The organism is Shewanella chilikensis (assembly GCF_037953065.1).
Taxonomy (GTDB): domain Bacteria; phylum Pseudomonadota; class Gammaproteobacteria; order Enterobacterales; family Shewanellaceae; genus Shewanella; species Shewanella chilikensis.
The window spans coordinates 613,976-639,159 of the sequence record NZ_CP149966.1; the positions used below are offsets into that span (position 1 = coordinate 613,976).

A 25,184-nucleotide genomic window follows, 5' to 3' on the forward strand; every position below is an offset into this window, starting at 1 on the left:
AGCAGCAGCGACAACACTGCATTCGACAGTATTCAATACTTGCTGTTTAAAAATTAACCTATAACTATTAATATCTTACTAAACTGAGGCTGGTTCGGTGGCATGAGAGCTGATTAATATCTTGGCCGGAGTGCTATGGACGCGCTTACTCAATCGGAACACCCGGTAGACTATCTTCCAACTGCAACAAAGAGCCAAAATATGGCTCTTTGTGCCGGGATAACTGCAGATGTGCGCCATTTTTATCTAAAGTTATAGAGGCTTTTGTTAAGCAGCCTTCTATCTGTTGCTTGGTTTTTGTGCAAGTTTGAGCACTTGCTCTAAGGTGAGTCCATCAATTTTTTTACCCACCAGGGCAAAGTCAATTTGACCCGCTTGATCTGAGTGTTTCATGGCGGCCAGAGGGCTGTCGAATTCAGCATGTTGGATTTTCATCAAAGCCATCACGAATTCCTGTTTGTCATGAGAATTTAACGTTCTCATGATACTAATAACACCTCGTTGGGTGGATTCTGCACTGCTGCCGTCGAAAACCATGGCTGTTGGCGTGGTGCTGCAAGCTACTAGTCCGGTTAAAAAGGCCGCAATTATTATATTTTTCATATGCAAGTTTCCGTATGTTGTTACTCATGAGTCTGCTGCTGAGTACTTAAAAGTATTCTTTCAAGCTCTAAGCTTGAGATAATGCCTGGCTGAAAACTGACGCCCATCTATGTTGTTGACTTATTTTTTTTATAAAATTACGTGTTTTGCCCAACTTTTGATAGTAACAGCTTTGTTTCTTACCGGTAAACAGGTTGTGTTTTTTACGGGTGATTTACTGAACAGTAAGTCATTTGTCTAATTTGCCCAGGTTGCACTCTTCACAGAGTATTTGCATATTATTGATATCTAATGCTTTGTCTCTGTGTTTGCTGCGAGGTAGTACATGGTCAACATGCAGGACTATATTGTGTTCGGCTTTAGTACGGTTACACTTTACACATCTGTGCTCGTGAGTTTGCAGCACCTGATATCTGAGCGCTAGCCAGGCCCTGGATTGATAAAAGTTATCTATGGTTTTGGGCTCAAATTCACTGAGCTGCTCTGGTTGTGTAAAGATGCGGTGGCCCTGTTCGGGGGAAAAGAAGCTGGCTTGAATATCTCCCTGCTCCTGATGTTTGTTGAGCCATTTCCAAATGCCCCGTAAGGCACCTTGTTCACTCTTGTAGCGTCGGGTTCTTATGCTGTCTCCTGTGCGAAAAGTAACTTGAATCTCCAGTTCCATTATTTCTCCTTACTTGTCTAACTTTTTAAGATGATTTTCAGCCTTAAATGTTTTTCTTTTCCGGTAACTCATTGCATTCATCGAGTTGTTTGAGGAGCTGAGTTTGTTGTTTGGAGAGCTTGATAATCTTAAGTGCTTCCCAGAGCGTGATGGCCGAGCCTATGGCGATTAATAGATAGCAATTTATAGGATTATTGAGCGCCTGGATGAAGGCATCTCCTTCGGCGATGACCAGGCCATAGAGTGCCAAGCCTATGAGTAAGATGCCTGGTGCTCCCAGTAGTTGGGTGATTGCCAAAGAGCGCTTGACCTGAGCCAGCTCGGCGTGCAGTTGAGTCTTCATAATGCCTCCTTTGAAGGGAAGGTATAACGTCGGCTGCGGCAGCAGAGAAACGGCATTCCGGCGGTAATACTCTGCTATAGCAGAATCTGCCTTGTTGCAGCGCGGAACTCAAGTGATATTTGTCTCTTGTGTTTGCATTCGAGCTAATCCGGCAGCACTATTACTCCCAAGGGTTCCAGCAGTTGCTCCTGTTGCCAGGCACAGATCTTGACTCCTTCGAGGTTGACCCGTCTGGGGTCGAGCCCATCCAGATCGGCAAAGGTTAGGTCACAGCCCCGCAGATTGACCTGTTGCCAACAGTCGCGGGAGAAGGTGCCGCGGCTGAGATCTGAGCCCATCAAGGAAGCGCCGCTGAGATTGGCATTGCTCCAGTTGTTTTCAAACAGCTCGCATTTTTCCAGGCATTGGCCACTCAAGTTGGTATAGGCCAGGTTGCAACCTGAGATATAAGCCGAGCAGAAGTACATCTTATGGCTGACTTGATTGTAGAAGCGGGCCCGGGAAAAGTTGGCGCCCTTGAGATCGCACTCCCTGAACTCTATGCCAAAGCAGTTGGCACCGCTGAAGTTGGCCAAAGACAGACGGCAGGCCTTGAAACTGGCATCGCGCAGATCGGCATAGCTGAAGTGACACCCTTCAACGGCGCCGCTTTCAATGAAACTGCAATCCTCGAAACTGGCATCCTGCAGCTGACAGTGGCTGAAGTCACACTGATAAAAGCGGCAGCGGCGAAAACGGCTGTCACTCAAATCCTGGCGTGAGAAATCCTCTTGCTGAAAAACTTTATCAATAATATCCATACGGCTTCCTTTAATCAGGGAGGGTGCTAACTCTTTCGGCGAGCTTTGCCTAGGCAGGCAAACATGGGGTTGGTTCGCGCCTTCCCAACAACCTTTGCAGGCTAACATCGGCACTCTGGAATATCACTAAAAATAAAACCTTTAAAATCATAGCTTTGAGAAGTGCTTAAATCGCGATTTTAAGGGGGTAAATCGACATTTTGAGAGTCTTTAACTGGGTTCCATGCTCAAGGCGTAGTGAAAAATAATTCAAGCCCTTTACGGGCTGCTGACGTGGCTTGCTGGATGCGAGGACTTTACTTTCGAATGGTTTTGTTAAAAAAAGCATAAATACAATGAGTTAATAAGCATTGAAACTTGGGTTTGTATATTTAGCCGCCTTTGGCAACACTTAAGCAGGGCGCGAGTAAATCCTAGTGATCTTCTCTTTTGTCGAGAGTGGCTTGGACAACAATTGGCGTTCAAGGCATAGGACTGAAGACCTGCAGAGGTCCTTCCTATAGATACCGTTGTCTTGGGGGATAATTATGCGCTTACTTTTTCCGCTATTGCTCTATTGTTGCAGTGTGCAGGCGGCTGCGGATCTGAGCCAGCTCAGGTATCTCACCGAAGAATACCCTCCGTACAATTTCAGTTCGGAACAGGGTCAGGTTTCCGGATTCACAATCGACATTTTGCATCTTGTTTGGCGGGAGATGGCGGTTGAGCCGCAACCCATAGAGATATTGCCATGGGCCAGAGGCTACTACCTGTTGGCAAACCGCGATAACGTGGTGTTGTTTTCAACGGCTCGCACAGATGCCAGGGCTCCCCTGTTTCAATGGGCCTGCAGTCTGGGCACCCTGGAGTTAAATCTGTATGCATTCAAACAGACGGCGCCGAGATTAACCCGCCTGGATGACGCCAAGCGGCTAGTGGTGGTGGCAGTCAGAGAAGATGTGGGTGAGCAGCTGCTGTTGAGTCATGGCTTTAATCCTGCCTTATTGGTACGTACCAGCAGTCTGGAGCAGGCGGTTAGGGTGCTCAGTAGTGGCCGCGCCGATTTACTGTCCAGCAACCGATTAACCTTGGTGAGTACCCTTAAGCGGCAAGGCTATGAACCGGGCATGATGGCGCCTTTGCTTGAGGTCAGTCATAAGCCTTTGTGTTTCGCATTCAGTACCGGTATCCCTGCACAATTGGTGAGTGACTTTCAGGCTGTGCTGAACCGTGTTTTGAGTTCGGAAGAGGGGCGGCGTCTGCGGCAAAAGTACTTTGATGAAGAAACCTTGCTCAGCGTTCCCTGAGGCGGGAATGTGAGTTGTCTTGAGGATCCCCTTTGAGCCTTGAGGTAGACTGCAATTCTGTATTTGCAACGGAGTTGTTATGCAAGTTGTCAGCTTTACCGCCATAGGCCATGCCGAAACCCAGTACACAGAACTGGCCAATATGCCGATTCAGGGCAGCAAGGTCGCCGATAACCAAGGGGTTTTGGTGATCCATCCCGACTATGCCGAAGGGTTGGCCGACCTCGATGGTTTTTCCCATGTTTATGTGCTATTTCATCTGCATCAATGCAAGCAGGGAGCACTCAAGGTTAAACCTTTTCTCGATAATCAATTGCGCGGTGTATTTGCGACCCGCTCACCCAAGCGTCCCAACCCCATAGGCCTATCGATTTTGGAGATTGACCGTTTAGAGGGCAACCGTATCCATGTTAAGGGGATCGATATGCTCAACGGTACCCCCATCATAGATATCAAACCCTATATTCAGGCATTTGATTGCGTGCAAAACACCCGTGATGGTTGGTACGAGCAGGGCAGAGATCCACTGCAAACCCTTTCCGACGACAGGTTTGCCTGAATACTTTAACTGATCGATAAGAGGCAGTGATGAACATAAAAGCCTTTTTCATGTTCATCTGCTGTTTCATTTTTATTTACTTGCTATTGATTGGCATCACTTTAATGGCTTTCAAGCTTGTCATGGAGCGGTTTGAGCGTCAAAATTCACTCTCTTTACTCTAGGGGGCATAAACCAATAGTGCTGCCTAGCTTACATCTGTGAGCCCTGGATGGGCCCAGGCCTTAAGGCCATCGAAAAGGATTGTTTTGAAAACTGCTATTGTCGTTCAGTTTCCCATTAGGCTGCTGGTTAATCTAGGCCAAACGCTTCCTTCCCCTTTATTTGCTCTGCATCCGCACCTGGCAAGCCCCCTTAGCCATGCCAAGTTGTTTTTATGTTTGATGGGTGCTTTGGGGCTATTTCATCATGCCACTTCGATTTGCGGACGCGGCTATCTCTTTACTGTTAACAACAGGAGTCTCAGATGACAGCTGCCAAATGGATTTTACATTCCCCGAAGCAGGCCGGTGCCCCGCAGTTGCAGCTGTTGACGCCGCTGGCTGATGGCCGTCAGCAATTGCTTTGGCAGTATGAGTTGCCCCAGGCCGAGGATGAAGTGGTGCTGAGCGCCTTCTACAGCGACAGCGAATTTGTGGTCGCCACCTGCTCCGGGCAGATCTATGCCGGTGATATCGAAACCGGGCCTCGGCTGATGGTCAATCTGCCAAATGTCGGCATCTATGGTCATGGTTGGCTGGATAAAGACAGAGGCGAGTTCTGGTATGTGGCCGAGCAGCCAAGAGGGGATGATGAATATCCCTGTCTTCTGGGCTGGTCGCTGGCCGACTGGCGGCTGATTAAGGATATCTGCTTGCCTGAATATCTGGATAATCGCCGCCTTGGCAGCACCATGGTGCGGCGCCGTGACGGTTGTTTTTTATTCTATGAGCGTAAATGCGGCTCTCTGGCGCAGCGGGAGCATGGCTTCTGGTGCACCAATGTGGTCGACGGCCAGAGCCAATTTCACCGGATTGAGGGCAAACCGCTGCTTAAAGCTCGCCGTTACCCGAGCATACATCTTTGCCCTGACCGGCAGTTGGCGTTATTGCCGGTTTCTGAGTGTCTGTTGGATGAGAGCGGTGACAGTCCTCGCATCGCTCTGCAGTTGCAACTGGTAGCACTCGAATCTCTTGATGTGCTTTGGCAACAGCCGGTGCTTTGGTTTGACAGCCATGATGGCTTGTTGGAACCGGATGAGTTTTCCACTTTGCTTGAGTCGCTCAGGAGCGGCGAAGATGCCTGTGATGAAGAGGAGCTGACTGACGCGCTCGAAAGCCTGTTTGACGGGCTGAGCGGTATCCGCCTTTGCCGGGATGAAGCCGCTTTTTGGCTGAGTTGGCGCAGTGGCGAGCTGATGAAGGGCTATCTGGCGCCAGAGGAACACTTCCGCCTCAAGGCGTTGTCGCCTCGCTATCGCGCCAACGAATGCCCACTCCCCGGCGATGAAGCCAATCCCTTTGCCCTGGTAGCCTTTGACCACTATGACTATCAATTGACCTCTGCATCAGCCAATCGTTTGCTGCTGGTGGGGTTCGAGATATATGCACTGGATACCAGCACTGTCACGCCCATGTTGCCTGGGGACGCCGAGTGCCAGAGTTTGCCCTGTTATTTCTGGCCTAAACCTGAGTTGGTGATGAGTGAGCAGCAGAGCCTGGCCCATGGTGAGGCGGGACTCAATCTTATTGAGGCCGATTATCTGGAGCTGGGGGAGTGTTTGCTGGCCAGCGCCAAAGAGATGGTCAGCCGTCTGGCCGACTTACCAAACAGCGTCAAGGGTGAGCGCCTGGAGTGGCGTTTTAGCGACAGACATGGCCGTGAATGGACCGAGGCGCAGTTTGTGGCCGCGCTGATAGCTGTGCCGGGCGGCGCCGAGCTGTTGGCAGAAGCCGTTGAGAAGCTGCTGGCCTATCCGGATGCGGCAAGTCTGCGCAGCGGCGCCGACAAGTCGGCCTTGTCGGACACAGTGCTGGCGCTGGCCGGTGATGATATAGCTTATCTGCCTTTGTTGGCTCGTTATTTCAATATGCTGGCTGATGCTCCAGGTGCCGCCTTCCATCAACAGCACTCAGTGCCGCTTATTCAAAGGCGCCACGGCCAGGGGCTGCTCAAGAGCCGCCAATATCGCCGTTTTGTCCAGAATTTGCCCTGGCCGATTTCCCCGCCTGATTGCAAATCACAGGAATAACTCAATGAATGCCAATGTAAGAACCAATATCTGCCTGCAACAGGCCAAGCTGTTTTTTATCGGCCCTGAACTTATTCAGGTTATCCAGAGTTCTGCCGAGGCCGACACCCTGTTGTGGCAATGTGAGTTGCCGGGAACCGAGGATGGCGAGCTGGCCTTGTTGCAGTGGCTGGATGACACTCGCTTTCTGGCCTTGGGCCAAAATGGACTGCTTTTTGTCTGCGATTATCAGGCGCGCAGTTGTGAGCAGGTGCTGGATTTACAAATCTCCGGAACCCCCGGGGCCTGGCTCGATAGCCACAACCAGACCCTGTGGGTGGTCGGGCGGGTGGGCATCGCTGCGCGCCGCGGCCACAGCTTGCTCAAGGTCGATCTCGCGGCCATGGAGCCGGTGCAGCATTGGCCTGTGAGTGCCGAAATCGAGCCTGAGTCACTGATTCTGACCCGGGATGGACGCGTGGCCTTTTATGGTCGCAATGAGCATGGCGGTTATCGCTTCCGCTTTCAGCAACTGGTGTATTTTGACCCGTCAAACGAAACCTGGTCCGAACAGCCTCTGCCGGGGAAACCGGCTCCAGTGCAGGTTTCAACGCAGGATTATTGGTTCCAGAACCGTGCCAACGGCCTTATCACTACCCTGGCCGCCGATGGCGTGAGCCGTCATCAGGCCGAGGGCGAGCCTGTGCGTTACGAAGCCAGGTTGCAGCTGATAGATATGAACCTCGGCCGCCAAATCGATGCCGGGGTGCGCTTGCTGGCCATGGCCGATATCTGTGATGAATATGATGCCGAAACGGTTCAGGAGGCGCTGGAGCGGATTGCCGCCGGAGAGATATCCCATCAGGATAACGACGAGTGGCAGCAACTGCTCAACAGCCTGACTTGCAGCTATTTTTGCGAGCAGGAGCAAGTCTTCTGGCTGGGCTGGAAAGGGGGGGTGGTGCAAAAGGTGTCGCCGAAGGGCGAGAGGCTTTCCCCTCTGTACCAACTGGGCAGCCAAGATGCGGCGGGGCAGTGGCGGCCCTTGAGCCATTATGGTGATGATCTGGTCATGATCAAGGGGGTTAACCAAGGGCAACTCTGGTTGGCATTCGGTGATCTCGATGAGCCCAGTCACTACTCGGTCGACATCGACTCCCAAGCTGCTGTGCCCCAGAGCCTGTTGGCTGGCGAACAGCAAAAGTGCCCGCTCAATTGCTGCAGCTATCAACCCAAGCCGCTGCAAATTCCCAGCCAACTGCAGGCCGAGCCTTGCCCCAGTGGCAGAGTGACTCTCTATTGTGACGATCTGACATCGGATCAAGGTAGGCTGCAACTCTTGCAGCAACTACTGGCGGTGCTGCCTAAATTGGAGCTGAGCCTGGGGGAGGCGTGCGGAGCGCCCTTAGCCTCAGTAACAGCCCGAGCCCCAGTAGCAACCAGAGTCCCTGTAGCAACCAGAGCCGGCTGGCTTGGCCGCTTGAAGCAGAAAATAACCCATAGTGCGGTTACTGAGCCTGGCAGGCTTTGGTTTGCCTTTGTCGATGGTTTGGGGAATCGGCACAGTGAATACGACTTCTTCCACTATGCCGTGCGTCTGGAGCAGGGGCCTGAGTTGATAGCGGCCATCCTGGCGGCATACTGCCGTCTGGCCCAGGCCAGGTGTTTGCTGGGAGCCGAGGGGCGGCCTGTGCTGGCCGAGGCTGCCTTGGCGCTCAGCCAGCACAGGCAGGCACTGCCGCAACTCGCGGACTATTTCAATGTTCTCAGCGCCTTGCCCGTGCATCCATTTCATATCAATCGCACCTTGAAAGTGATCTTTGCCGAACATCAGGACTCGCAACAGTTGGCGGCTTTCCTGGCGGCGGTCCCAAGCCCCTATAACGACCCGGAGTTTAAGCTGGCCGAGAAAGGCGACTATGACGACGAATAATTCGATAACGACGATAACTGGCAGTCGCTGGTATTTTTGAGCAAAGGATAAAGAAATATGTCATTCACAAGTTCGCCGGTTGGCGACGGTAAACTCATCTATATTGATGCGGACAATGGCTGCCCTTGCCTGTATCTCTATGAAGCGGCAGATACGGGCTCGGGTTATCGGCTCATCTGGAGCACAGACTTTCCCATGGCCGAGGGCACTATGCAGGTCAGTGGCTGTTTCCATGGGGTGCCGGGGCGTGAGCAGAGCTGCGTTATCTGGGATCAGCAGGGCTGTATCTACTTGGTGGATCTGGCGCGTCGGCAGCAGGAGTTTTTGGCTCATACCGGGATGGAATATCTCAAAGTCGCGGTATTGAGTGATGGCCGAACCCTGGCATCACTGGGCGAAAATGACCGGCGCTGCTGTTATGACTTAACGCTCTGGCACTGGCTGGAGGACAGGGATCTCTCGCCCTCGGCTGCCATGCAGCTGAATGATGAGGTGGATAATCAGGGCAGCCCTTGGGCCGAGGTCGATGAGGCCGGACTGCCGGACAGCATGGGGCTGAGTTTTACCGATCGCCTCTATGCCGGGCCGGATAACAGCTTGATCCTGCATTGTCACCGCAGTAGGCGCCGTCGGTCCCAGGCCTGGCAGTTTTTGCTGCGGCTGGACCCCATGGCTGTCGTCGGTAGTAACCCCGTAGGTAGTGACCTGAGCCAAGTTCAATGGCAGGGCCGTTATTCCGAGCTCTTGCAGGTGGCGGCCATGCCTCTGCCCAATCCGCCGGGGAATGAAGCGCTCTGGGAGTGTGCCCTGGCGCTGGACAGTGAGCGCGGTGAGCTTACCCTGCCGGCCATGGAGTTGAGCCGGGTAGCCGATGCTGAAACAGAGGCGCTGGCGTATCAGTTGCAGCGCATCGACTTGCGCCTTGGCCGCGAGATAGGCCGTTTTTGCGTGCGTCAATATACCCGCGAGCAACTGGCCGATGACGCCGACATGCTGTTGGGCCCGGCCGATGTCGACAATCTCGACTGGCAAGAGGCGCAGGGGCGTTTCTGGTTACAGCTGGATGATATTGCCTACTGCGATGACGAAGCGGCGCTTTGGCTTGGCTGGCATGGCGGCGCGACCCGCAAGGTTTCTCTGGATGGGCTGTGGCGCTCACCCCTGTATCTCCCGGATGGCGAAGATGACTTATACGACGAGGAGGGCATGAAACTCCTCGGCAAGGGAGCCTTGCTGACCGACTGGCATTATCTGTGGCGCGTTAATCCCAACGTCAATCCCACTCCCACTCTAGAGCTGGCCAGCCAGATGAACCAAGCGCCCGCCGCCATGGAGGCGAGCTTTGCTGTGCAATTACAGCAGACAGAATGGAGCAGCTTCCATGCCCAGGCGCAGGTGCAGGATACAGTTCCTCCTTTGCTCGGTTTTTCGCGAATCGAAGTCAGGGTTCTGCAGTCAGCAAGTGCAAGGCTTGAGGCCTTGGACAAGCTGGTGCTGCGGGCATTGACAGATTTTGAATCGCTCAAGTCGGGTAAAGACTTGCGCCTCGGTTTTTATGATGCCGACGAAAGCTGGGATGAGGCGCGCTTCTTTGAGGCTGTGGCCCTCCAATTGGAAGGCCGGAACTATATGGCGCGTCTGCTGGGGCTATTCATTGCCAATGAGCGGCTCCATTACTGTTACAGCGATCCACACATCAGCAAGCCGGCGCTGGCCGACTGTGCGTTGCAATTGGGATTGGCCGGTAGCCAATATCTACCGCTGGTGGCCCAATACCTCAACTGTATCGATGTCGATCATGAGCTGTTTTTCCAACAGGATGGCAATCTGGATACCTTGCTCGGCAAGTATGCCGATACCCCTGATGGCGAGGACTTTAACCGCCGCTTGCCATATGAAATGAGCCGTCAGGATGAAGACGATTATCAATAAAATGATACTTAACCCAGGGGTAATCATCATAAATAACAAAGGGTTGTTTTGTGATTGAGATTTTGGATTTTGCCCACTATTCAGAGAGATACGCCCAGGCCAGCGAATTGGGCCCCAGGTTGCTGAAAGTAAAGTCTGATATAGGTGGCCCGGTTCTTCATCTATTGCAGATGCGTCCACTCGATGACGGCGGCACCGAACTGCTTTGGGCTGCCGAGTTGAGTTCATCCAGTTCTGACTGGCAAGTATTTCGAGGAGGATGAGCAATGGGATTGAGACAATCGTCCAACAGCATGGCTAAGGTGATTAGCGATCTCTTTGTTCAGCCAGAGTTTGGCGGGGCGGAACAAGCCCGCGACCGGAGTCGCTATTTTACTGCGCTGCTGCCCATGCTGGCTATCCATTATCAGTGGCAACTGGTGTACATGTTCTCACCTTCACTGCTGCTGGCAATTCGAGAGGTCGACTTCTTTATTTTACTGTTGGCTATCTTGGCAACTGGGCTGCAACTCAGTATAGGTGCAGGGTTGCTGGCAGCGCATGTCGCTATTGGGCGACGGGCGTTCGGGTATTGGTGCGGTGTGCCGCTGGCATTGGTGAATATCCTGTTCGGCTTCTCCTACCCAACGCTACTGAGCATGCTTCAGTTTGACAAGACTATGCCTTGGCTTGGCTTGATGTTTGCCTTGGGCTGCGCTGTTGTTTGGCTGGTAGTGCAGTTACTGATCTACCTGTTTCGGCCTCCCTTGGTAAAAGTTGAACCTGAACACCCTTTGCTGGCTCATCGTAAGGGGTGCGCCCCCGATCGTCAGACGCCGGCGTTGGCTTTCTTTCGCAGCAGCATGATACTGGGGCTTTGCAATGGATTGTTTCTCGGATGGCTGACCTTTATGGTGCAAACTTCCGGTTCCCCTGCTTTTGCGTTGCGGTCTTTGCTGCGGCTTGAAGGGCAGGGGACAGGAACGCTCATCATGTTTTGGTTACTGCCCAGCCTCTATTTCGGCTACAGGGTTCTCAGTCGCAGGGCTCGTAATCTGGGGTGGTCAGTCGCTAAGACGGTATGTTTGATGTTGTTTATTACTCTACTGTTATTACCCGGGAGCGGTGTTGTTTTCGGTCTGGCCCTGTCCTTTATGGACTCCTACGCCAGTTACATCCTTATCAGCATCTCACTGATGCTGCTTTGGGGAGCTATGCTCTCGACTTCACTGCTGAATATGATGCTGCTTTGGCTGGTGCCAAAGGACCCAAGAAGCAGTCGTGAAACCCAGGCGGCCTGGATGAAGCTGAAGCAGTAGCGAAGCGCCAGACTGACAGCCAGATTCTGCCGGTTGTTGGTACTTTGTCTGTATGGGCCCCTGTGACTGTGGGCCCCTTTGCTTGTTGAGTCTCTTGGCTTTATCACTCTCCTTGCTTTTATGAATGGCACCTCCCAGACCGGGGTAAACTTGCAATCACGCACATAAATCCTTATGGTCTTAAGCGTTTTATCGTATTTACTGAAATAGTCAGCAATTCATACAAGCTGGACACAAATATCTCATCACGTAACAATCCTATTGATTTACGTCACTTTTTGTACGTTTTCCGGATAAAGATAATCGACTGGATGGCGACTTGTGCCTATTTTATCCGGCATGGGCCTCTGCCTGTGGCCCCAGCTCCCGAACGGAGACAAACAGAAGAGCAAAAGCATGAAAAAACACTTCGAACTCATAGATAAAGCCACTTTCTTTGGTGCTCTGGGCCTGCTGCTTGTAGTTGTGATCCCGCTGGCGCTGTTTCCGGTTGAAGGTGCCGAATGGATCGCCGTTGCCAAGGCGTTTATGACGGATAAATTGGGTTTTGCCTACCTGTCGCTCGGGTTGGCGGCATTCTTCTTTATGATTTACATCATCTTTTCTGACATCGGCCAGATTAAGCTTGGCGATGCCGATGAAAAGCCGGAATTTGCCACAGCTTCCTGGGCAGCGATGCTGTTTTGCGGCGGTATAGGCGCCAGTATCCTCTATTGGGGCACAATTGAATGGGCCTATTACTATCAGCATCCACCATTTCAACTTCAAGCCGGCAGTGAAGAAGCGGTGCGCTGGGCCGCCACTTATGGCCTCTTCCACTGGGGGCCTATCGCCTGGAGCATCTATTTGATCCCTGCCATCCCCATTGCTTACTTCTTTTATGTTCGCAGACAGCCTGTGCTCAAGGTATCGGCGGCCTTGATGCCCGTCATAGGGGAAGGCCGCAGTCACGGCAAGCTCGGCAAGTTTATCGATATATTGTTTATTTTCGGCTTGCTCGGCGGGGCGGCTACCACTCTGGGGTTGGCGGCGCCGCTGATCAACGAAGGCCTGAGTTACTTGTTTGAGCTGCCATCGACCACGGGTAGCCAGATTGGGGTTTTGCTTCTGTGTACTGCACTGTTTGCCTATTCCTCCTATAAGGGGATGGATGAAGGCATTAAGGTGCTGAGTAATATCAACTTCTGGGGCGCGCTGGCGCTGCTGGCATTTATTCTGTTTGCCGGCCCTACTATTTTCATGTTGGAAACCGGCCTGGACTCTCTGGGACGTATGTTGAACAACTTCTTTATCATGGCCACCTGGGCCGAGCCTTTCGGTGGTTTGGGGACTTTTGAGAATACCCATTTTCCTCAGGACTGGACCATCTTCTATTGGGCCTGGTGGTTGGTGTTTGCCCCCAGCATGGGCTTGTTTGTGGCGCGGATCTCCCGCGGCCGAACCATCAAACAGATGGTGGCCGGTTCAATTTTCTTCGGCTCTCTGGGCTGTGCCATGTACTTTATGATCTTGGGTAATTTCGGCCTGTCGTTGCAGTTGTCGGGGGAGCTGGATGTGGTGGGTATCCTCAATGAACACGGGGCGACCAGGGCAATTTTTGCGATATTGGAGCAGTTGCCGTTCAGCTATCTGGTCATCGCCGTCTTTACGCTCTTGTGTATCATCTTTACCGCCACCACCTTTGATTCCATCTCTTATATTCTGGCGTCCGTGGTGCAAAACAATGTGACCGAGGAGCCACTGCGCTGGAACCGCCTATTTTGGGCCTTTACTCTGTCTTTTATGCCTTCGGTACTGATGTTTATGGGTGGGCTCGCCACCTTGCAGACGGCGGCTATCGTCGGTGGTCTGCCGCTCTTGGTGATCGCCGTGATGCTGATGATGTCCGGGGTCAAGGCGGCCATGTTGGACTTGAGTCATCAGGATGGTTACGAGGATCCCGTGATTAATATTTCGGATCTGCCAGAGGTTGACCCCTGGAGCCGCGAAGGCCAGGCGCTGGCCAAGTTTGAACAATTGCGAGACAGCGCCATTGAGGCCGCCGATGCCGAGCGTGAAGCCCTGGACGCTATCTGGGAGCTGAAAAAACAGCTGCGTCGTGAAGCCTTGAGCCGCAGTGAATCGCACCTGGAATTGGGGGATGCGCCCGATGAGTCACTTGCCGAGCTGCAGCGCCTCACAGATGAAGCCATGACGGCAAAGGAGCGTAAACTGCAAGCCTCGGAGCAAGCCCAGTCTGCCCGCATTACCTTCAATGAGCTGATGCGGCAGAAACAGGAAGAGGAAGCATTGCAGGCGCAGGAAGAAGCCAAGGCGCAGATTATTGAACGCCTCAATGGCCGCGACTCGTAACGTTATGGCCCGGTTTGCCGCCCGGGCCTAAAACGGCTAAAATTTTTGTCGCATCAATCGATTGAATATAGGACGTTATACATGAATGGAGCGGGAGGGAGTTCCGGCGGCATTGGTCAGTTTTTTATTGGCCTTATCATGATGTGTGGTGGCGGTTATATGCTGCTCAACGCCATTCGGGTATCCAGCAACTTTGGTCTGGGCACCCGCTTGTATGGTGTCCCCGCATTTGGCAGCCAGTGGGGGATCACCGGTGGTATGATCTTGGTGCCCTTTATTCTGGGGGTTGGGATGATTTTCTATAACGGCAAGAATATTCTTGGCTGGTTATTGGCGATTGGCTCAATCACAGCGATGATCTTTGGGGTGATCTCTACCATTCACTTTAGCCTGCGCAGCATGAGCAGTTTTGATCTCTTGGTGATCCTTGTATTGCTGACAGGTGGCATAGGTTTGTTCCTGCGCTCACTCAAAGGCAGCTGAAACTATCTCAAAAAGGCGTTACTGCGTTGACCGGCAACGCCTTTTTAATCTTAAAACAACTTATTCAGCATGCGCCTGACGACGCTCGACTCGTCTTGCTTGAATGGCTCAGTGTTTTCTTTGGTGAGGAAATTATGGTTGGCGATGATTTCCAGCAGGCGTTTGCGCTCATCCGCGGTCAACTGCCCGGACATATCCGGCAGTCGCTGCTGGCTGGCCAAGTGGATAATGAAAGACTCAGGTTGCCGCCCTTCGTGCATGGCAAAATACACAGTGGCTTGTGGCGTCACACCTATCCTATCCAACCAGAGTAGCGCCCAGAATTCCTTGTCGGCTTCAAGTTGCAGGCTCACATCGACATCGCCGATGCTTGAGTGCCCAAGCGCTTCATCCTGCCAACGCTCGGCCATATTCAGATGGCCTTCGGCAACCAAATGGTTGACATAGGCTTCCCTGACACTAGGACAGCCCAACCAGTGCAGCCCTCGCTTCCCAAGACCGCTGAGAAACAGTGCCAGCCGCTCTCCCATCTCGGTTGGCAACAGCCAGACAAAGTCTGCCACGCCAACTTTGCCGCGATAATCGCTGTAGGGATCCCAACCTTGTAGAACCGGCAGTTTCAAGGCTTGTGGTGTCAGGTTTTCCAGGCCTTCGCCGCTTTGCAAATAGGCCTGTAACTTGTCATAGACAGCCTTCGCCGCTGCCGGTTTGAGTTTCTGCTCCAGGCCGCGTTGCAGGCTGAGGTTAAATAGCTCAAAGGCTTGCTGCGGTAAGGGGCGCTCCGGGAAACAGGCCTTGAGATCGGCAATAAACCCCAGCATGGCAGTTTCATCGCAATAGCCGAGGGCATCCAACAGCTTTTGTTGAGCCAGCCAATGGCTGCGGCCTATCATGCTGTTATCTTCTGGATCGCCTTCGGCAAAGCTTGCCAATCGCTCCAGGTATCGTTGCCAGAAGCGCTCGTTGGCCGGCGCATAGCGTGCGATGCGCCTGTCTTGCAGCAAAGTATGGGCATCCAGCTGCGCCTCGCTGACTCCCAGTGTCAGCAGCTTTTGATGCAGGCTCTGCTCTGTCTGCGGATCATCTATGGCGGCATATCCCTCATAGTTTGCATAAAACTGACTGATGCGGCTGATAAGCACCATAGGCGCCAGTTTCAAAAGCAGTTGCCAGTGGCGCTGGGCCAGGATCTGCAGTTCGGTGTGAGCCTCTGGCAGTTGGCTATTTAACAGGAAAAACAGGCTGAGCAGGCCGCGCTGGAAACCATCGTCCGGGAAAAACAACCAGTAGGCCGCTTGACGCTGGCTTATCTGGCTTCCGCGTTTTCCCCCATCCTTGCCAAGTAGCGATTCGGCAACGGCGGCCATAGTGTCAGCATCCTGCTGCTCCTTGGCCTCAGTGAGCCAGGCCTTGAGTATCAAATGCTGCGGATTATCGTTGTTGAAGCGGCCACCATGCCGATTGAAGACACGCATATAGGCAGTGAGGAAATGCTGCTCCAGCCAGCCAAGCAGCGCCTGGGTTTCTGCCGCTGTGCACTCGGGGCGGCCGAGCCGATAGGAAGCATAGGCGATGCCTCCCAGGTGAGTCGGCAACTTGTCCAGTGCCGCCTGCAGACGATCGGCAATGGCTGTATCCAACTGTGCGAAGTCACTTTGCTTGCAGGTATGGCTAAGCAGGAAAAAAGGCAGCTCATCCAAGCTGGGTAGTTGGCAGTTGCCTTGAGTTTGCCCGGGGCTCTTGCCACTTTCCTGCTCTGCCTGGGCACTGCCGGTATCTGTCTTATCCTGCTGCCAGGGGGCGAACCTGTCGTCCATCAGCCAGGCTTCGGCAACCTGTGCCTTGGGCTCAACGCCGAGCGCATCCTGCAGCGCCAGCGCCTCATCTTCCACCCTATGCCCCAAGATCAATTGCTGCTTGACCTGATCCCGCCACAGCTCAGTGTCTTCAAGTTCCGCTTCTACCGGCCAGTCGTCCAGGCTGTAGAAGAATTCCAGTATTGGCTGGGTTTCTTCCAGCGTTTGTTCATCGGCATAGGCCAGCAGCGGGGTTTGCTTTAGACGTTTGAGCAGCTGCGCCTTAAACCAGGCGTAATCGTCAGCATGTTCGGTAAAGTGTTCCAGCAGGCTGGGGTTGACTGGATCACCCTCGGCGGTTTGGAAAAAACAGCGGCGGCTCTGTTCGCCATCACAGTGCAGATAGGCGTGGATCAGTTCGCGGCGCCAGCCGAACTCCTCTACCAGTTTGCCCAGCAGTTCCACGGGTGTATAGCCGCTGTCCAAATCCCAGTAAGGCACTAAAAAGGTGGCCAGATAATGACTCAGTTCGGGATATTGCCTGGCCAGCATGTAGAGGGCTTCCACCCCGAAGACGTTGTAGTCATCGAGAAAGAGATCGCTAAAGTCGTTACGACTGCGGGAGAAGGCCACCATGGCCTCGGCTGTTGCCTTGATCTCGTCCAATAGCTCGGGGAAGTTCAACGCTGCGGCAAACAGCACGGCTTCAGTGTAATATTTAAAGGTGTGGTGCGCTCGAGCGGCGCTGAGTGCATGCACCAGCAAGTTGCGGTTGCCGCCGGCATCGTCATTGCTGAGTGGCTGCTGTTGCTCGTTGACAAACTCGATATTGAACCGCAGGGAGCCTTCAAGACGAAAGGCGCTGCCATCGTGCAGGTGTTGTCGGTATTGCTGCAGCGCCTGGGCGATGCTGGCGGGATCTTGTGGCTTGAGGCTAATGCTGAGGGTTTTGTCGAACTGGGGCATATTGCTTCCTTGATATTAAATTCCGGTCGTTGCCTGTAAGGCACTTCCTGTTAAACAACCGGCGATCGCGCCGTGAGCCAGGGCGTGGCAGTTATCCTGTTATTACTCGTTTATTGGGTTATTCCCAACTGCTGTTTTATCAATGTCTTCCTTAAGAGCCTGCTATTAAGAGCCTTGCGCCAAATCTTTGGCCAGTTGCCGGACCGCGGCAGACTCGTCTTGCAGGAAGGCGCTGAAAAGCTCGGCGTCAGCCCCGGCTTGCGCCAGCAACTTCAGCAGGCGTACACGTTCGTCTATGGTCAAGAGCTGCGAGGTCTCCGGCAGTCGGCCCTCATCGGCCAAATGTTTGAGGAAGGGTGCCGGGGCGCGGCCTTGGCTTACGGCGAAATAGGCAGTGCTCTGCGGCGCTACGCCTATGCTGTCCAGCCAGCCAAGGGCCCAGTTTTCCTTGGCACTCTGAAAGGCTAACCCTGTGTCATAGTCGCTGTGACGCTTGTGTCCTACGCTGTGATCTTCCCAGCGCTGCGCCATCGAGAGACCACCCTCGGCAATGAGGTGGTTGACATAGGCCGTCTCCACACTCGGCCGGTGAAGCCAATACAGGCTTTGGGTTCCAAGGCCTGCGAGAAACAGGGCCAAACCTCGCCCTTGCGCTTCGGGCAATAGCCAGACAAAGTCGCTAAGCTCAGCCGCATCGGCGGGGTCGTCCGAGCGGCAAGGCGCCCAGTCCTGCAACTCGGCCGTGGCTTGGGGCGTCAAGGGTTCAAGCCCTTCGCCCGATGTCAGATAAGCCTTGAGTTGGCGGCAGAGGCTTTGCGCCTGCTCTTCGGTAAATGATTTGCTGAAGCTTTGCCGCAGGCAAAGATCAAACAGTTCGAAAAACGCCTGCGGCAGAGGCGTCTCGGGGAAGTTGGCCTTGAGATGGCCAAAAAAGCTCAGCCTCGGCAGCTCGCGGCTAGAATCCAGCGCTTGCAACAACTGCTGCTGTTGCTGCCAGAGGCGGCGGCCTATCATGCTGTTATCCTCTGGGTCGGCTTCGGCAAACCGGCTAAGCCTGGTGATATAACCTTGCCAGAAGCGTTTATCGGCCGGGCGATAGGCAGCCACCTGTTGTGCTGTCAGCAGGGTATGAGCATCAAGCTGCGCCTCGCTGACACCCAGCTTGAGCAGGTTTTGCCGCAATTCGGCCTCGAGATGCTCATCGTCAATGGCGGGATAGAAGGCGTAGTCAGCCCAGCAATAATAAATTTTTTCAATCAGTTGCAGCGGATCCAGCGTCAGCCATAGCTGCCAATGCCTTTGTGCCAGGGTTTTCAATGCCTGCCACTGCGGCGCTTCGAGCTCCGGGGCGCAGAGCAGGAAATACAGCGCCAACAAGCCGTTTTGGAATCCTTTATTGCCATTGGAGCACAAGAGTGCAATACGCTTTCCGTCCTTACTGGTATAGAGTATCTCAGAGGCAATTTGAGCCATCTTGGCAACATCGCCCTCGGTGTCTATATCCGTGAGCCAGCTCTTGAGAAGGCGATGTTCACGCCTTTTCTTTTGGTACTCTCCGCCCTCATAGAAGATATGATGCTGAAACTGTAACGGCAGCTGCTGCGCCAGCCAGCGAAGCAGCGCCGCGGCCTCGTTGGCCTTGTCGGCTTCCGGGCTTAAGCTGTGGGGCGAGTTCAGGCGGCTCAGGCGATAGGCGGCATAGGCGCAGGCGCCAAGGCTCTTGGGCAGTTCGGCCAGCGCGCAAAGCATCGCCTCTCCCACTTCGGCATCCAGCTCTTCCAGCTCATCAATCCTGAGATAGTCTTCCGGCTCTTCCAGGTCATAAAATAGCTCGGCATAGTCAGAGCCCGGCTCGTTATCATACTGATCCCAGTCATAGTCTTCTGCCAGAGCCTGCTCTTCCCCGGTTTGCCATAGACAATGACGGTCGTCTTCCCGCCAGGCCTCTGCCACTATTACCAGAGGTTGGCTCTGCTCGCTCAGCTGCGCCAGCAAGGAAAGTGCTTCATCCTCTACCCGGCGACCCAAGATCAATTGCTGCTTGACCCGATCCCGCCACAGTTCAATGTCGTCAATGTCAGCCTCTACCGGCCAGTCGCCCAGACTGTAGAAGAACTCCAGTACCGGCTGGGTTTGTTCAAGCGGTTGTTCATTGGCATAGGCCAGCAGTGGCGTTTGTTCGAGACGTTTAAGCAGCTGCGTCTTAAACCAGGGGTAATCGTCCGGATGCCCGGCAAAATGTTCCAGTAGGCTGAGGTTGACTGAATCACCCTCTGTGGTCTGGAAAAAGCAGCGGCGATTCTGCTCGCCGTCGCAGTGCAGATAGGCGTGGATCAGTGCGCGGCGCCAGCCGAACTCCTCCACCAGTTTGCCCAGCAGTAACACAGGTTGGTAGAAGCTTTCCAAGTTCCAGTAAGGTACCAGAAAGGCGGCCAGATAATGGCTCAGCTCGGGATATTGCCTGGCCAGCATGTAGAGGGCTTCCACCCCGAAGACGTTGTAGTCATCGATAAAGAGATCGCTGGAGTCGTTGCGGCGGCGGGAGAAGGCCACCATGGCCTCGGCTGTGGCCTTGAGCTCGTCCAATAGCTCGGGAAAGTTCAGCGCTGCGGCAAAGAGTACCGGTTCGGTGTAAAAGCTGAGTCTGTGATCCCGGCGGGCAGTATCGAGGGCGTGTTCCAACAAAGGGCGGTTGGCACCGGCATCGTCACGGTTAAGCGGCCGCAGCTGCTGATTGACGAACTCGATATTGAATAGCAAGGAGCCATTGAGCCGAAAGGCGCTGCCGTCGTTCAGGTGTTGCCGGTATTGCTGCAGTGCCAGGGCGATGCTGGCGGGATCTTCTGGATTGAGGCTGACGCTGAGGGTCTTGTCGAATTGAGACATACTACTTCCTTGAAACTTGAGTCCTGCCCGGGCACAGCTAATCAGTGGAACTTGCAGCTGCAGCCTGGGGCCCGGCTAGTCTAACGACTGAGACCTTGAGGGTAAACGCCTTATCCGCCGCGGTGGCATTTTTGTGAGGCTCGCAGTTTGCAACCTGTTTGCTGTGGCGTAGCGCTCACTTTCCACAGTCGCGGGGTTTAGGTTGTTTGTTAGGGATTGCCCTTCACAGAGCAACTGGCTAGGGTTAAGGCCTTTTTGTACAGGAGTTGGTTTTCCCACCGGCGGAGCCTGTCATGGCTTGGGTGAAGTCGTCTCGATGGGACAGCCCAAGTCAATCAGGTGGGGTGTGGGAAAATAAATACGGCATTGGTTCAATCAAACTCCTGTCACGGAACGGTATAAATAAAAATAAGGAAGCAGCAGTATGGCGCCAAGAGTTTGTTCCAGTGCACTGGAAGCGGTATCCCTGATAGGGAATGATGAATTTATCTGGACCCACTCTATGGGGGCTACGCCCAGAGTCTTGCTGGAGGCGCTGGCACAGCATGCCATGACGCGGCAGAACCTGACCTTGCTGCAACTGCATACCGAGGAAGCCGAGGCCTTGAGTGTGCCCGAGCTCAAGGGCCATCTGCGCCATCGTTGTTTCTTTGGCGGCGCCCCGACCCGCGCCCTGTTGGCCAGTGGCGAGGCGGATTATGTGCCTGTCTTTTTATCCGAGGTGCCCAAGCTGTTTCGCTCCGGCGAGCAACCCATAGATACGGCACTGGTACAGGTGTCACCGCCGGACAGCCATGGCAACTGTTCACTGGGGATCAGTGTCGAAGCCAGCCGCGCCGCTTGTGATGTGGCCGGCCGGATCATAGCCCATATCAACCCGCAAATGCCGCGCACCCATGGCGACAGCTTTGTACCCTATGACCGCTTTGCCGCCGTGTATGAACAGAGTTCGCCGCTGCCCGAACACCCCATGGCCGGAGCCGATGCCATCAGCCAGGCTATCGGCAAGCATGTGGCCTCTCTGGTTGAAGACGGCGATTGTCTGCAGATGGGGATAGGTGCCATTCCGGATGCCGTGTTGGGGCAGTTGGCAGACAGACGAAACTTAGGGATCCACACCGAGCTGTTTTCCGACGGCATTCTGGCGCTTTATCGCTCCGGGGCGATTAACAACAGCCGCAAGAAGGTGCATCCGGGGAAGTTGGTCACCGGCTTTGCGCTTGGCAGCCGCGCCCTCTATGACTTTGTCGATGACAACCCCGAAGTACTGTTTCTGGATATAGAGCAGGTTAATGACACCTCGGTTATCCGCCGCAACCCGCAGGTAATGGCCATCAACTCGGCGCTGCAGGTGGATATTTCCGGCCAGGTGTGCGCTGACTCCATAGGTACCCGAATCTATTCCGGGGTAGGCGGGCAGATGGACTTTATTCGCGGCGCCGGTCTCTCTCCCGGCGGGCGCTCGGTTATCGCCCTGCCGAGCACGGCCGCCAACGGCGCGGTTTCCCGTATCGCGCCCGTGCTGAGCCCAGGTGCCGGGGTGGTGACTACCCGGGCCCATGTGCACTATATTGCCACCGAATATGGTTGTGCCAACCTCAGGGGCCGCAGTATCCGCGAGCGGGCCAGAGCCTTAATCGACATAGCGCATCCGGATTTTCGCGAATCCCTGTGCCGGGAGACATTCGAGCTCTGGGGTTTGAGTATTTGAGTTAACGCTCATTAGGTAAAACTTAACACTGTTATCATGGTGTTAACTTTGTATACCGGGTAAGATGCGGTCAATCTCTTATCGCGGTAGGTTCCATGAGCGACAGCAGCTTCTTTTTGGGTGATTGGCAGGTCGATCCCGGCAGCAATAGTTTGCGGCTGGGAAAGCGCTTGCGGCAGTTGGAACCCAAAGCCATGGATGTGCTGCTGTACCTGTGTCGTCGCAGCGGCGAGGTAGTCAGCAGCGATGAGCTGCTGGATGCCTGTTGGCCCGGCAGCGACACGGGCGATAACCCGCTGCACAAGACCATCAATCAGCTGCGTCGGGCGCTGGACGACAAGGCCGGCGATCCTTCTTTCATCGAAACTATCCGCAAACGCGGCTATCGAGTTGTAGCCGATGTCCGTTTCCCCATCGGCCACGAAGCCAGTTTGCCGTCGCTGGCCTGGAGCCAGGGCTCACCATTTCCCGGGTTAAAACCCTTCAGCGCCGATTATGCCGGGGTGTTTTTCGGCCGCAGCGAACAGATCAACGCCTTACTGGAACGCATAGCCAGGCAGATTAAACATGGCCGCGGTTTTTGCTTGCTGCTTGGCCCCAGTGGCAGCGGTAAGTCATCGCTGATTAACGCAGGCATTTTGCCCAATCTGGCTTCGCCTCAGGGCTTTCATGGCATAGGCCTGGCCTGCTATTCGATACTGGATCTGGCCGATGTCGCCGAAGATCAACTGCTGCTGGAGTTGGCCGCCGCCATGCTCGACTGGGAGCTGGACGATGCGCCGGTATTGGCAGGCTACAGCGCCGAAACGCTGGCTCACGCCCTGGAGCAGGATATCGACAGCCTCTGCGCCCAACTCTGCCGGGCGCTGCCGTCCCAAAATTGGCAGAAGCCCAGGTTCGGCCTGTTTGTCGACCGTCTGGAAGTGCTGCTGTCTTCGCCGCGCTTCTCGGCCGCCGCCCGTGAGCAGGGGCTGGCGCTGCTCGACACTCTGGCGCGTTCCGGAGCCGTATTGCTGCTCAGCGCCTGTCGCAATGAATTCTACCCTCAGGTGGTTGCCAGCCCCAGCTTGATGGCGGGCAAGGGCAATGGCGCCCATTTCGATCTCTTGCCGCCCAGCCGTCAGGAACTGTTGCAGATGATACGTTTGCCGGCCGCAGCCGCAGGCTTGAGCTGGGAATTTGACCCTGAATCGGCACTGGGCTTGGATGAGCTGCTGTGCCGTGAGGCCGCCAGTAACCCGGATGCCCTGCCCATGTTGCAGTATATGCTGCAGGCCCTGTATCTGCAGCGCAGTGACGACAACCAGTTGCAACTGGCGGTTTATCACCGCCTGGGTGGGCTGGCCGGGGCTATAGGCCAGGCCGCCGAAGATGCCATCGCCTCCTTGTCTAGCTCGCAAAGGGCGGCCCTGCCGCGGGTGCTGTCACTGCTGGTGACCCTCAGGGAAGATGAGCAGTCGGTCACCAGTCGCAGCGCCAGATATTCCGAATTGGCCACGGATGCCGAGCGCGCCTTGGTTCAGGCCTTGGTCGATAGTCGGCTGTTTGTCTCCCATCTGGAGGACAGCGAACCCGGTTTCAGCATAGCCCATGAAGCCTTGCTCAGACGTTGGTCCAGGGCCAGAGACTGGATAGATAGCCACAGGGAAGGGCTGGCGGCCAAGGCCAGGCTGTTCCATCAGGCCAGGCGCTGGCAGCAACAGCAGTGCAGCCGCGATTTTCTGCTGCCCCAGGGCAAGCCGCTGTCCGAAGCGCTGGCGCTGAAAAACGATCCCCTGCTTGAGCTGGATCCTGTCAGCGAAAGCTATGTTGCCGCCTCCAGCGCCAGAGGGCAGCGCCAGCGGCGCCTCAAGGGCGCGACCTTCATGCTTTTATGCCTCTTGACCCTCATCTCGGTATTCATGAGTTATCGCAGCGTTGAAGCCGAGCAGCAGGCGCAGGCCAAGCGCCTGGCGGCAGAAGACTTGCTGGGCTTTATGGTGGGCGACTTTGCCGACAAGCTGCGCAGCATAGGCCGGATGGATCTGCTCGATGGTGTCAGCAACAAGGCGCTGGATTATTTTCGCGAGGCCGACAGCAGCCTGAGTGAGGCGGCGTTGTTTCGCCATGGCCAGACACTGGAAGCCATGGGTGAGGTGGCCTATTCCCGTGGCCGGGTGGATGAAGCGGAAAAGGCGCTGCTGGCTGCCAGAGACAAACTCTTGCCACTGCTGTCCGGCAGTACAGATCAGCTGGAGCTGTTAAAGACTCTTGGCGCCAATGCTTTCTGGCTTGGGCAACTCAAGTATGACCAGAGCGATTGGCAGGGCACCCGCCCCTGGCTTGAGGCTTATCTGCAACACAGTCAGGCCATGTACCGACTGGCGCCGGACAACAGCGAAGCGTTGATGGAACTCTCCTACGCCCATAACTCTCTGGGGTCATTGTCGATGACGCTGCAGGAGTTCAGCAAGGCGCGCCAGGGCTTTGAGGAATCGCTGCGGCTCAAGCTGATCGCGCTGGCCGAGTCGCCGGATGACCCTCAGCTCTTGGCCGATGTCGCCGATACCCGCTCCTGGCTTGCCAGTGCCGCCAGCGCTGAAGGGGATATTCAAGTAGCCATCGCCATTCATAGGCAGATAGCCGAAGAGTTAAAACGGCATGCTCAGAGAGAACCCTATCAGCTATATAGATTATCCGGGAATCTGGAGATCTTGGCTCAGTTATACAGAGCGGTGCAGCAACCCGAACTGGCCAGAGATAGCGCAATGGAAGCCAGTCGGGCTATTGCTGCCGCACTTGAGGCCGACCCGGAAAATGAGCGCTGGCGAATGCAGCAATCTTTTGTTGAGGTGTTACTGGTTAGCTTGCTACCGACATCAACAGAAAAAACGGCCATGCTAAATACTTTGAGTGGGCATCTGGCCAGTAAGCCGTCAAGCGAAACCTCGACTAAGCAGCTTAAATTGGAGGCTCGTTTTTGGTTGGCTGCTGCCAATGAGCGGCTCGAACAAGGTGATTATCAGCAAGCTCAGAAGCTTGCTTTGTTGGCAGAAGCGTTTTTTACAACATTAGGACAGAAAACGGTTTTGGGCACTGTGGATATGGGAGCCCTGGCCGAGGCTGGGCTTGTAATCGCCTATAGTGTGTCCATGTTAAATAACGATATAAGCTTTGCCTATACTCACTGCCAGAAAGTCAGCCGAAGTCTGCAACCATGGGTCACTGTGAATAGTGATGCCCGTATACTCGCGCCTTATGCTATGGCTTTGGATTGCATTGATGACCAACAGGAACTATTGAAAATGAAGGCTAAATTTGAGCCACTTGGTTATCGTTTTCGTCAATTTAAATACCCCCTCAAAAACTAACCTAAAACAAGGA

17 protein-coding genes are annotated in these 25,184 nt (G+C 54.4%); 11 read left to right on the top strand and 6 right to left on the bottom strand.

What is annotated here, in order from left to right:
• Positions 1-279 precede the first annotated feature (279 nt).
• The 4 genes from WKR14_RS02880 to WKR14_RS02895 all read right to left on the bottom strand — a co-directional run bounded on the left by WKR14_RS02880 (position 280) and on the right by WKR14_RS02895 (position 2,410).
• Positions 280-603 carry a hypothetical protein gene (locus WKR14_RS02880; protein WP_126621863.1) on the bottom strand — a complete coding sequence of 108 codons (324 nt, stop codon included), beginning with the start codon at positions 601-603 and terminating at the stop codon, positions 280-282.
• A 229-nt stretch (positions 604-832) separates the two neighbouring features.
• Positions 833-1,267: an HNH endonuclease gene (locus WKR14_RS02885; RefSeq protein WP_088498801.1), complete on the bottom strand. Its 435-nt coding sequence runs from the start codon at positions 1,265-1,267 to the stop codon at positions 833-835.
• Positions 1,268-1,310: 43 nt separating this feature from the next.
• The gene (locus WKR14_RS02890) at positions 1,311-1,610 is read right to left on the bottom strand and encodes a hypothetical protein (RefSeq protein ID WP_019705996.1); all 300 of its coding nucleotides are present in this window, start codon (positions 1,608-1,610) and stop codon (positions 1,311-1,313) included.
• A gap of 143 nt (positions 1,611-1,753) precedes the next feature.
• On the bottom strand, positions 1,754-2,410 hold the full coding sequence (locus WKR14_RS02895; RefSeq protein ID WP_012579084.1) for a quinolone resistance pentapeptide repeat protein QnrA1: 657 nt from the start codon (positions 2,408-2,410) through the stop codon (positions 1,754-1,756).
• A 527-nt stretch (positions 2,411-2,937) separates the two neighbouring features.
• On the opposite strand from WKR14_RS02895, the gene WKR14_RS02900 reads away from it, so the two are divergent.
• From WKR14_RS02900 to WKR14_RS02940, 9 genes are all read left to right on the top strand, one after another.
• Positions 2,938-3,696 (top strand): substrate-binding periplasmic protein, encoded by a 759-nt coding sequence (locus WKR14_RS02900; protein WP_101056736.1) that lies wholly within the window; start codon positions 2,938-2,940, stop codon positions 3,694-3,696.
• A 79-nt stretch (positions 3,697-3,775) separates the two neighbouring features.
• Entirely contained in the window at positions 3,776-4,255 is a 480-nt protein-coding gene (tsaA, locus tag WKR14_RS02905; RefSeq protein WP_101056735.1) for a tRNA (N6-threonylcarbamoyladenosine(37)-N6)-methyltransferase TrmO, read from the top strand.
• 466 nt (positions 4,256-4,721) lie between these two features.
• Entirely contained in the window at positions 4,722-6,485 is a 1,764-nt protein-coding gene (locus WKR14_RS02910) for a hypothetical protein (protein ID WP_339087339.1), read from the top strand.
• A 4-nt stretch (positions 6,486-6,489) separates the two neighbouring features.
• On the top strand, positions 6,490-8,397 hold the full coding sequence (locus WKR14_RS02915; RefSeq protein WP_339087340.1) for a hypothetical protein: 1,908 nt from the start codon (positions 6,490-6,492) through the stop codon (positions 8,395-8,397).
• 57 nt (positions 8,398-8,454) lie between these two features.
• The gene (locus tag WKR14_RS02920) at positions 8,455-10,329 is read left to right on the top strand and encodes a hypothetical protein (protein WP_335923627.1); all 1,875 of its coding nucleotides are present in this window, start codon (positions 8,455-8,457) and stop codon (positions 10,327-10,329) included.
• Between the two features lie 50 nt (positions 10,330-10,379).
• Complete coding sequence (locus tag WKR14_RS02925; RefSeq protein ID WP_339087341.1) at positions 10,380-10,592, top strand: hypothetical protein; 213 nt, start codon at positions 10,380-10,382, stop codon at positions 10,590-10,592.
• A 3-nt stretch (positions 10,593-10,595) separates the two neighbouring features.
• Positions 10,596-11,627 (top strand): hypothetical protein, encoded by a 1,032-nt coding sequence (locus WKR14_RS02930; RefSeq protein ID WP_208143124.1) that lies wholly within the window; start codon positions 10,596-10,598, stop codon positions 11,625-11,627.
• A gap of 396 nt (positions 11,628-12,023) precedes the next feature.
• Positions 12,024-13,979: a BCCT family transporter gene (locus tag WKR14_RS02935; RefSeq protein WP_101056729.1), complete on the top strand. Its 1,956-nt coding sequence runs from the start codon at positions 12,024-12,026 to the stop codon at positions 13,977-13,979.
• 81 nt (positions 13,980-14,060) lie between these two features.
• Entirely contained in the window at positions 14,061-14,462 is a 402-nt protein-coding gene (locus tag WKR14_RS02940; RefSeq protein WP_101056728.1) for a hypothetical protein, read from the top strand.
• Positions 14,463-14,512: 50 nt separating this feature from the next.
• On the opposite strand, the gene WKR14_RS02945 is transcribed toward WKR14_RS02940, so the two are convergent.
• Both WKR14_RS02945 and WKR14_RS02950 read right to left on the bottom strand, forming a co-directional pair.
• Entirely contained in the window at positions 14,513-17,224 is a 2,712-nt protein-coding gene (locus WKR14_RS02945; protein WP_339087344.1) for a hypothetical protein, read from the bottom strand.
• Positions 17,225-17,389: 165 nt separating this feature from the next.
• Positions 17,390-20,110, bottom strand: coding sequence for a hypothetical protein (locus WKR14_RS02950; RefSeq protein WP_339087345.1), 2,721 nt, complete (start codon positions 20,108-20,110; stop codon positions 17,390-17,392).
• A 424-nt stretch (positions 20,111-20,534) separates the two neighbouring features.
• On the opposite strand from WKR14_RS02950, the gene WKR14_RS02955 reads away from it, so the two are divergent.
• Complete coding sequence (locus WKR14_RS02955) at positions 20,535-21,821, top strand: acetyl-CoA hydrolase/transferase family protein (protein ID WP_039034996.1); 1,287 nt, start codon at positions 20,535-20,537, stop codon at positions 21,819-21,821.
• Positions 21,822-21,916: 95 nt separating this feature from the next.
• Positions 21,917-25,171 carry a winged helix-turn-helix domain-containing protein gene (locus WKR14_RS02960; protein ID WP_339087346.1) on the top strand — a complete coding sequence of 1,085 codons (3,255 nt, stop codon included), beginning with the start codon at positions 21,917-21,919 and terminating at the stop codon, positions 25,169-25,171.
• Positions 25,172-25,184: the final 13 nt, after the last annotated feature.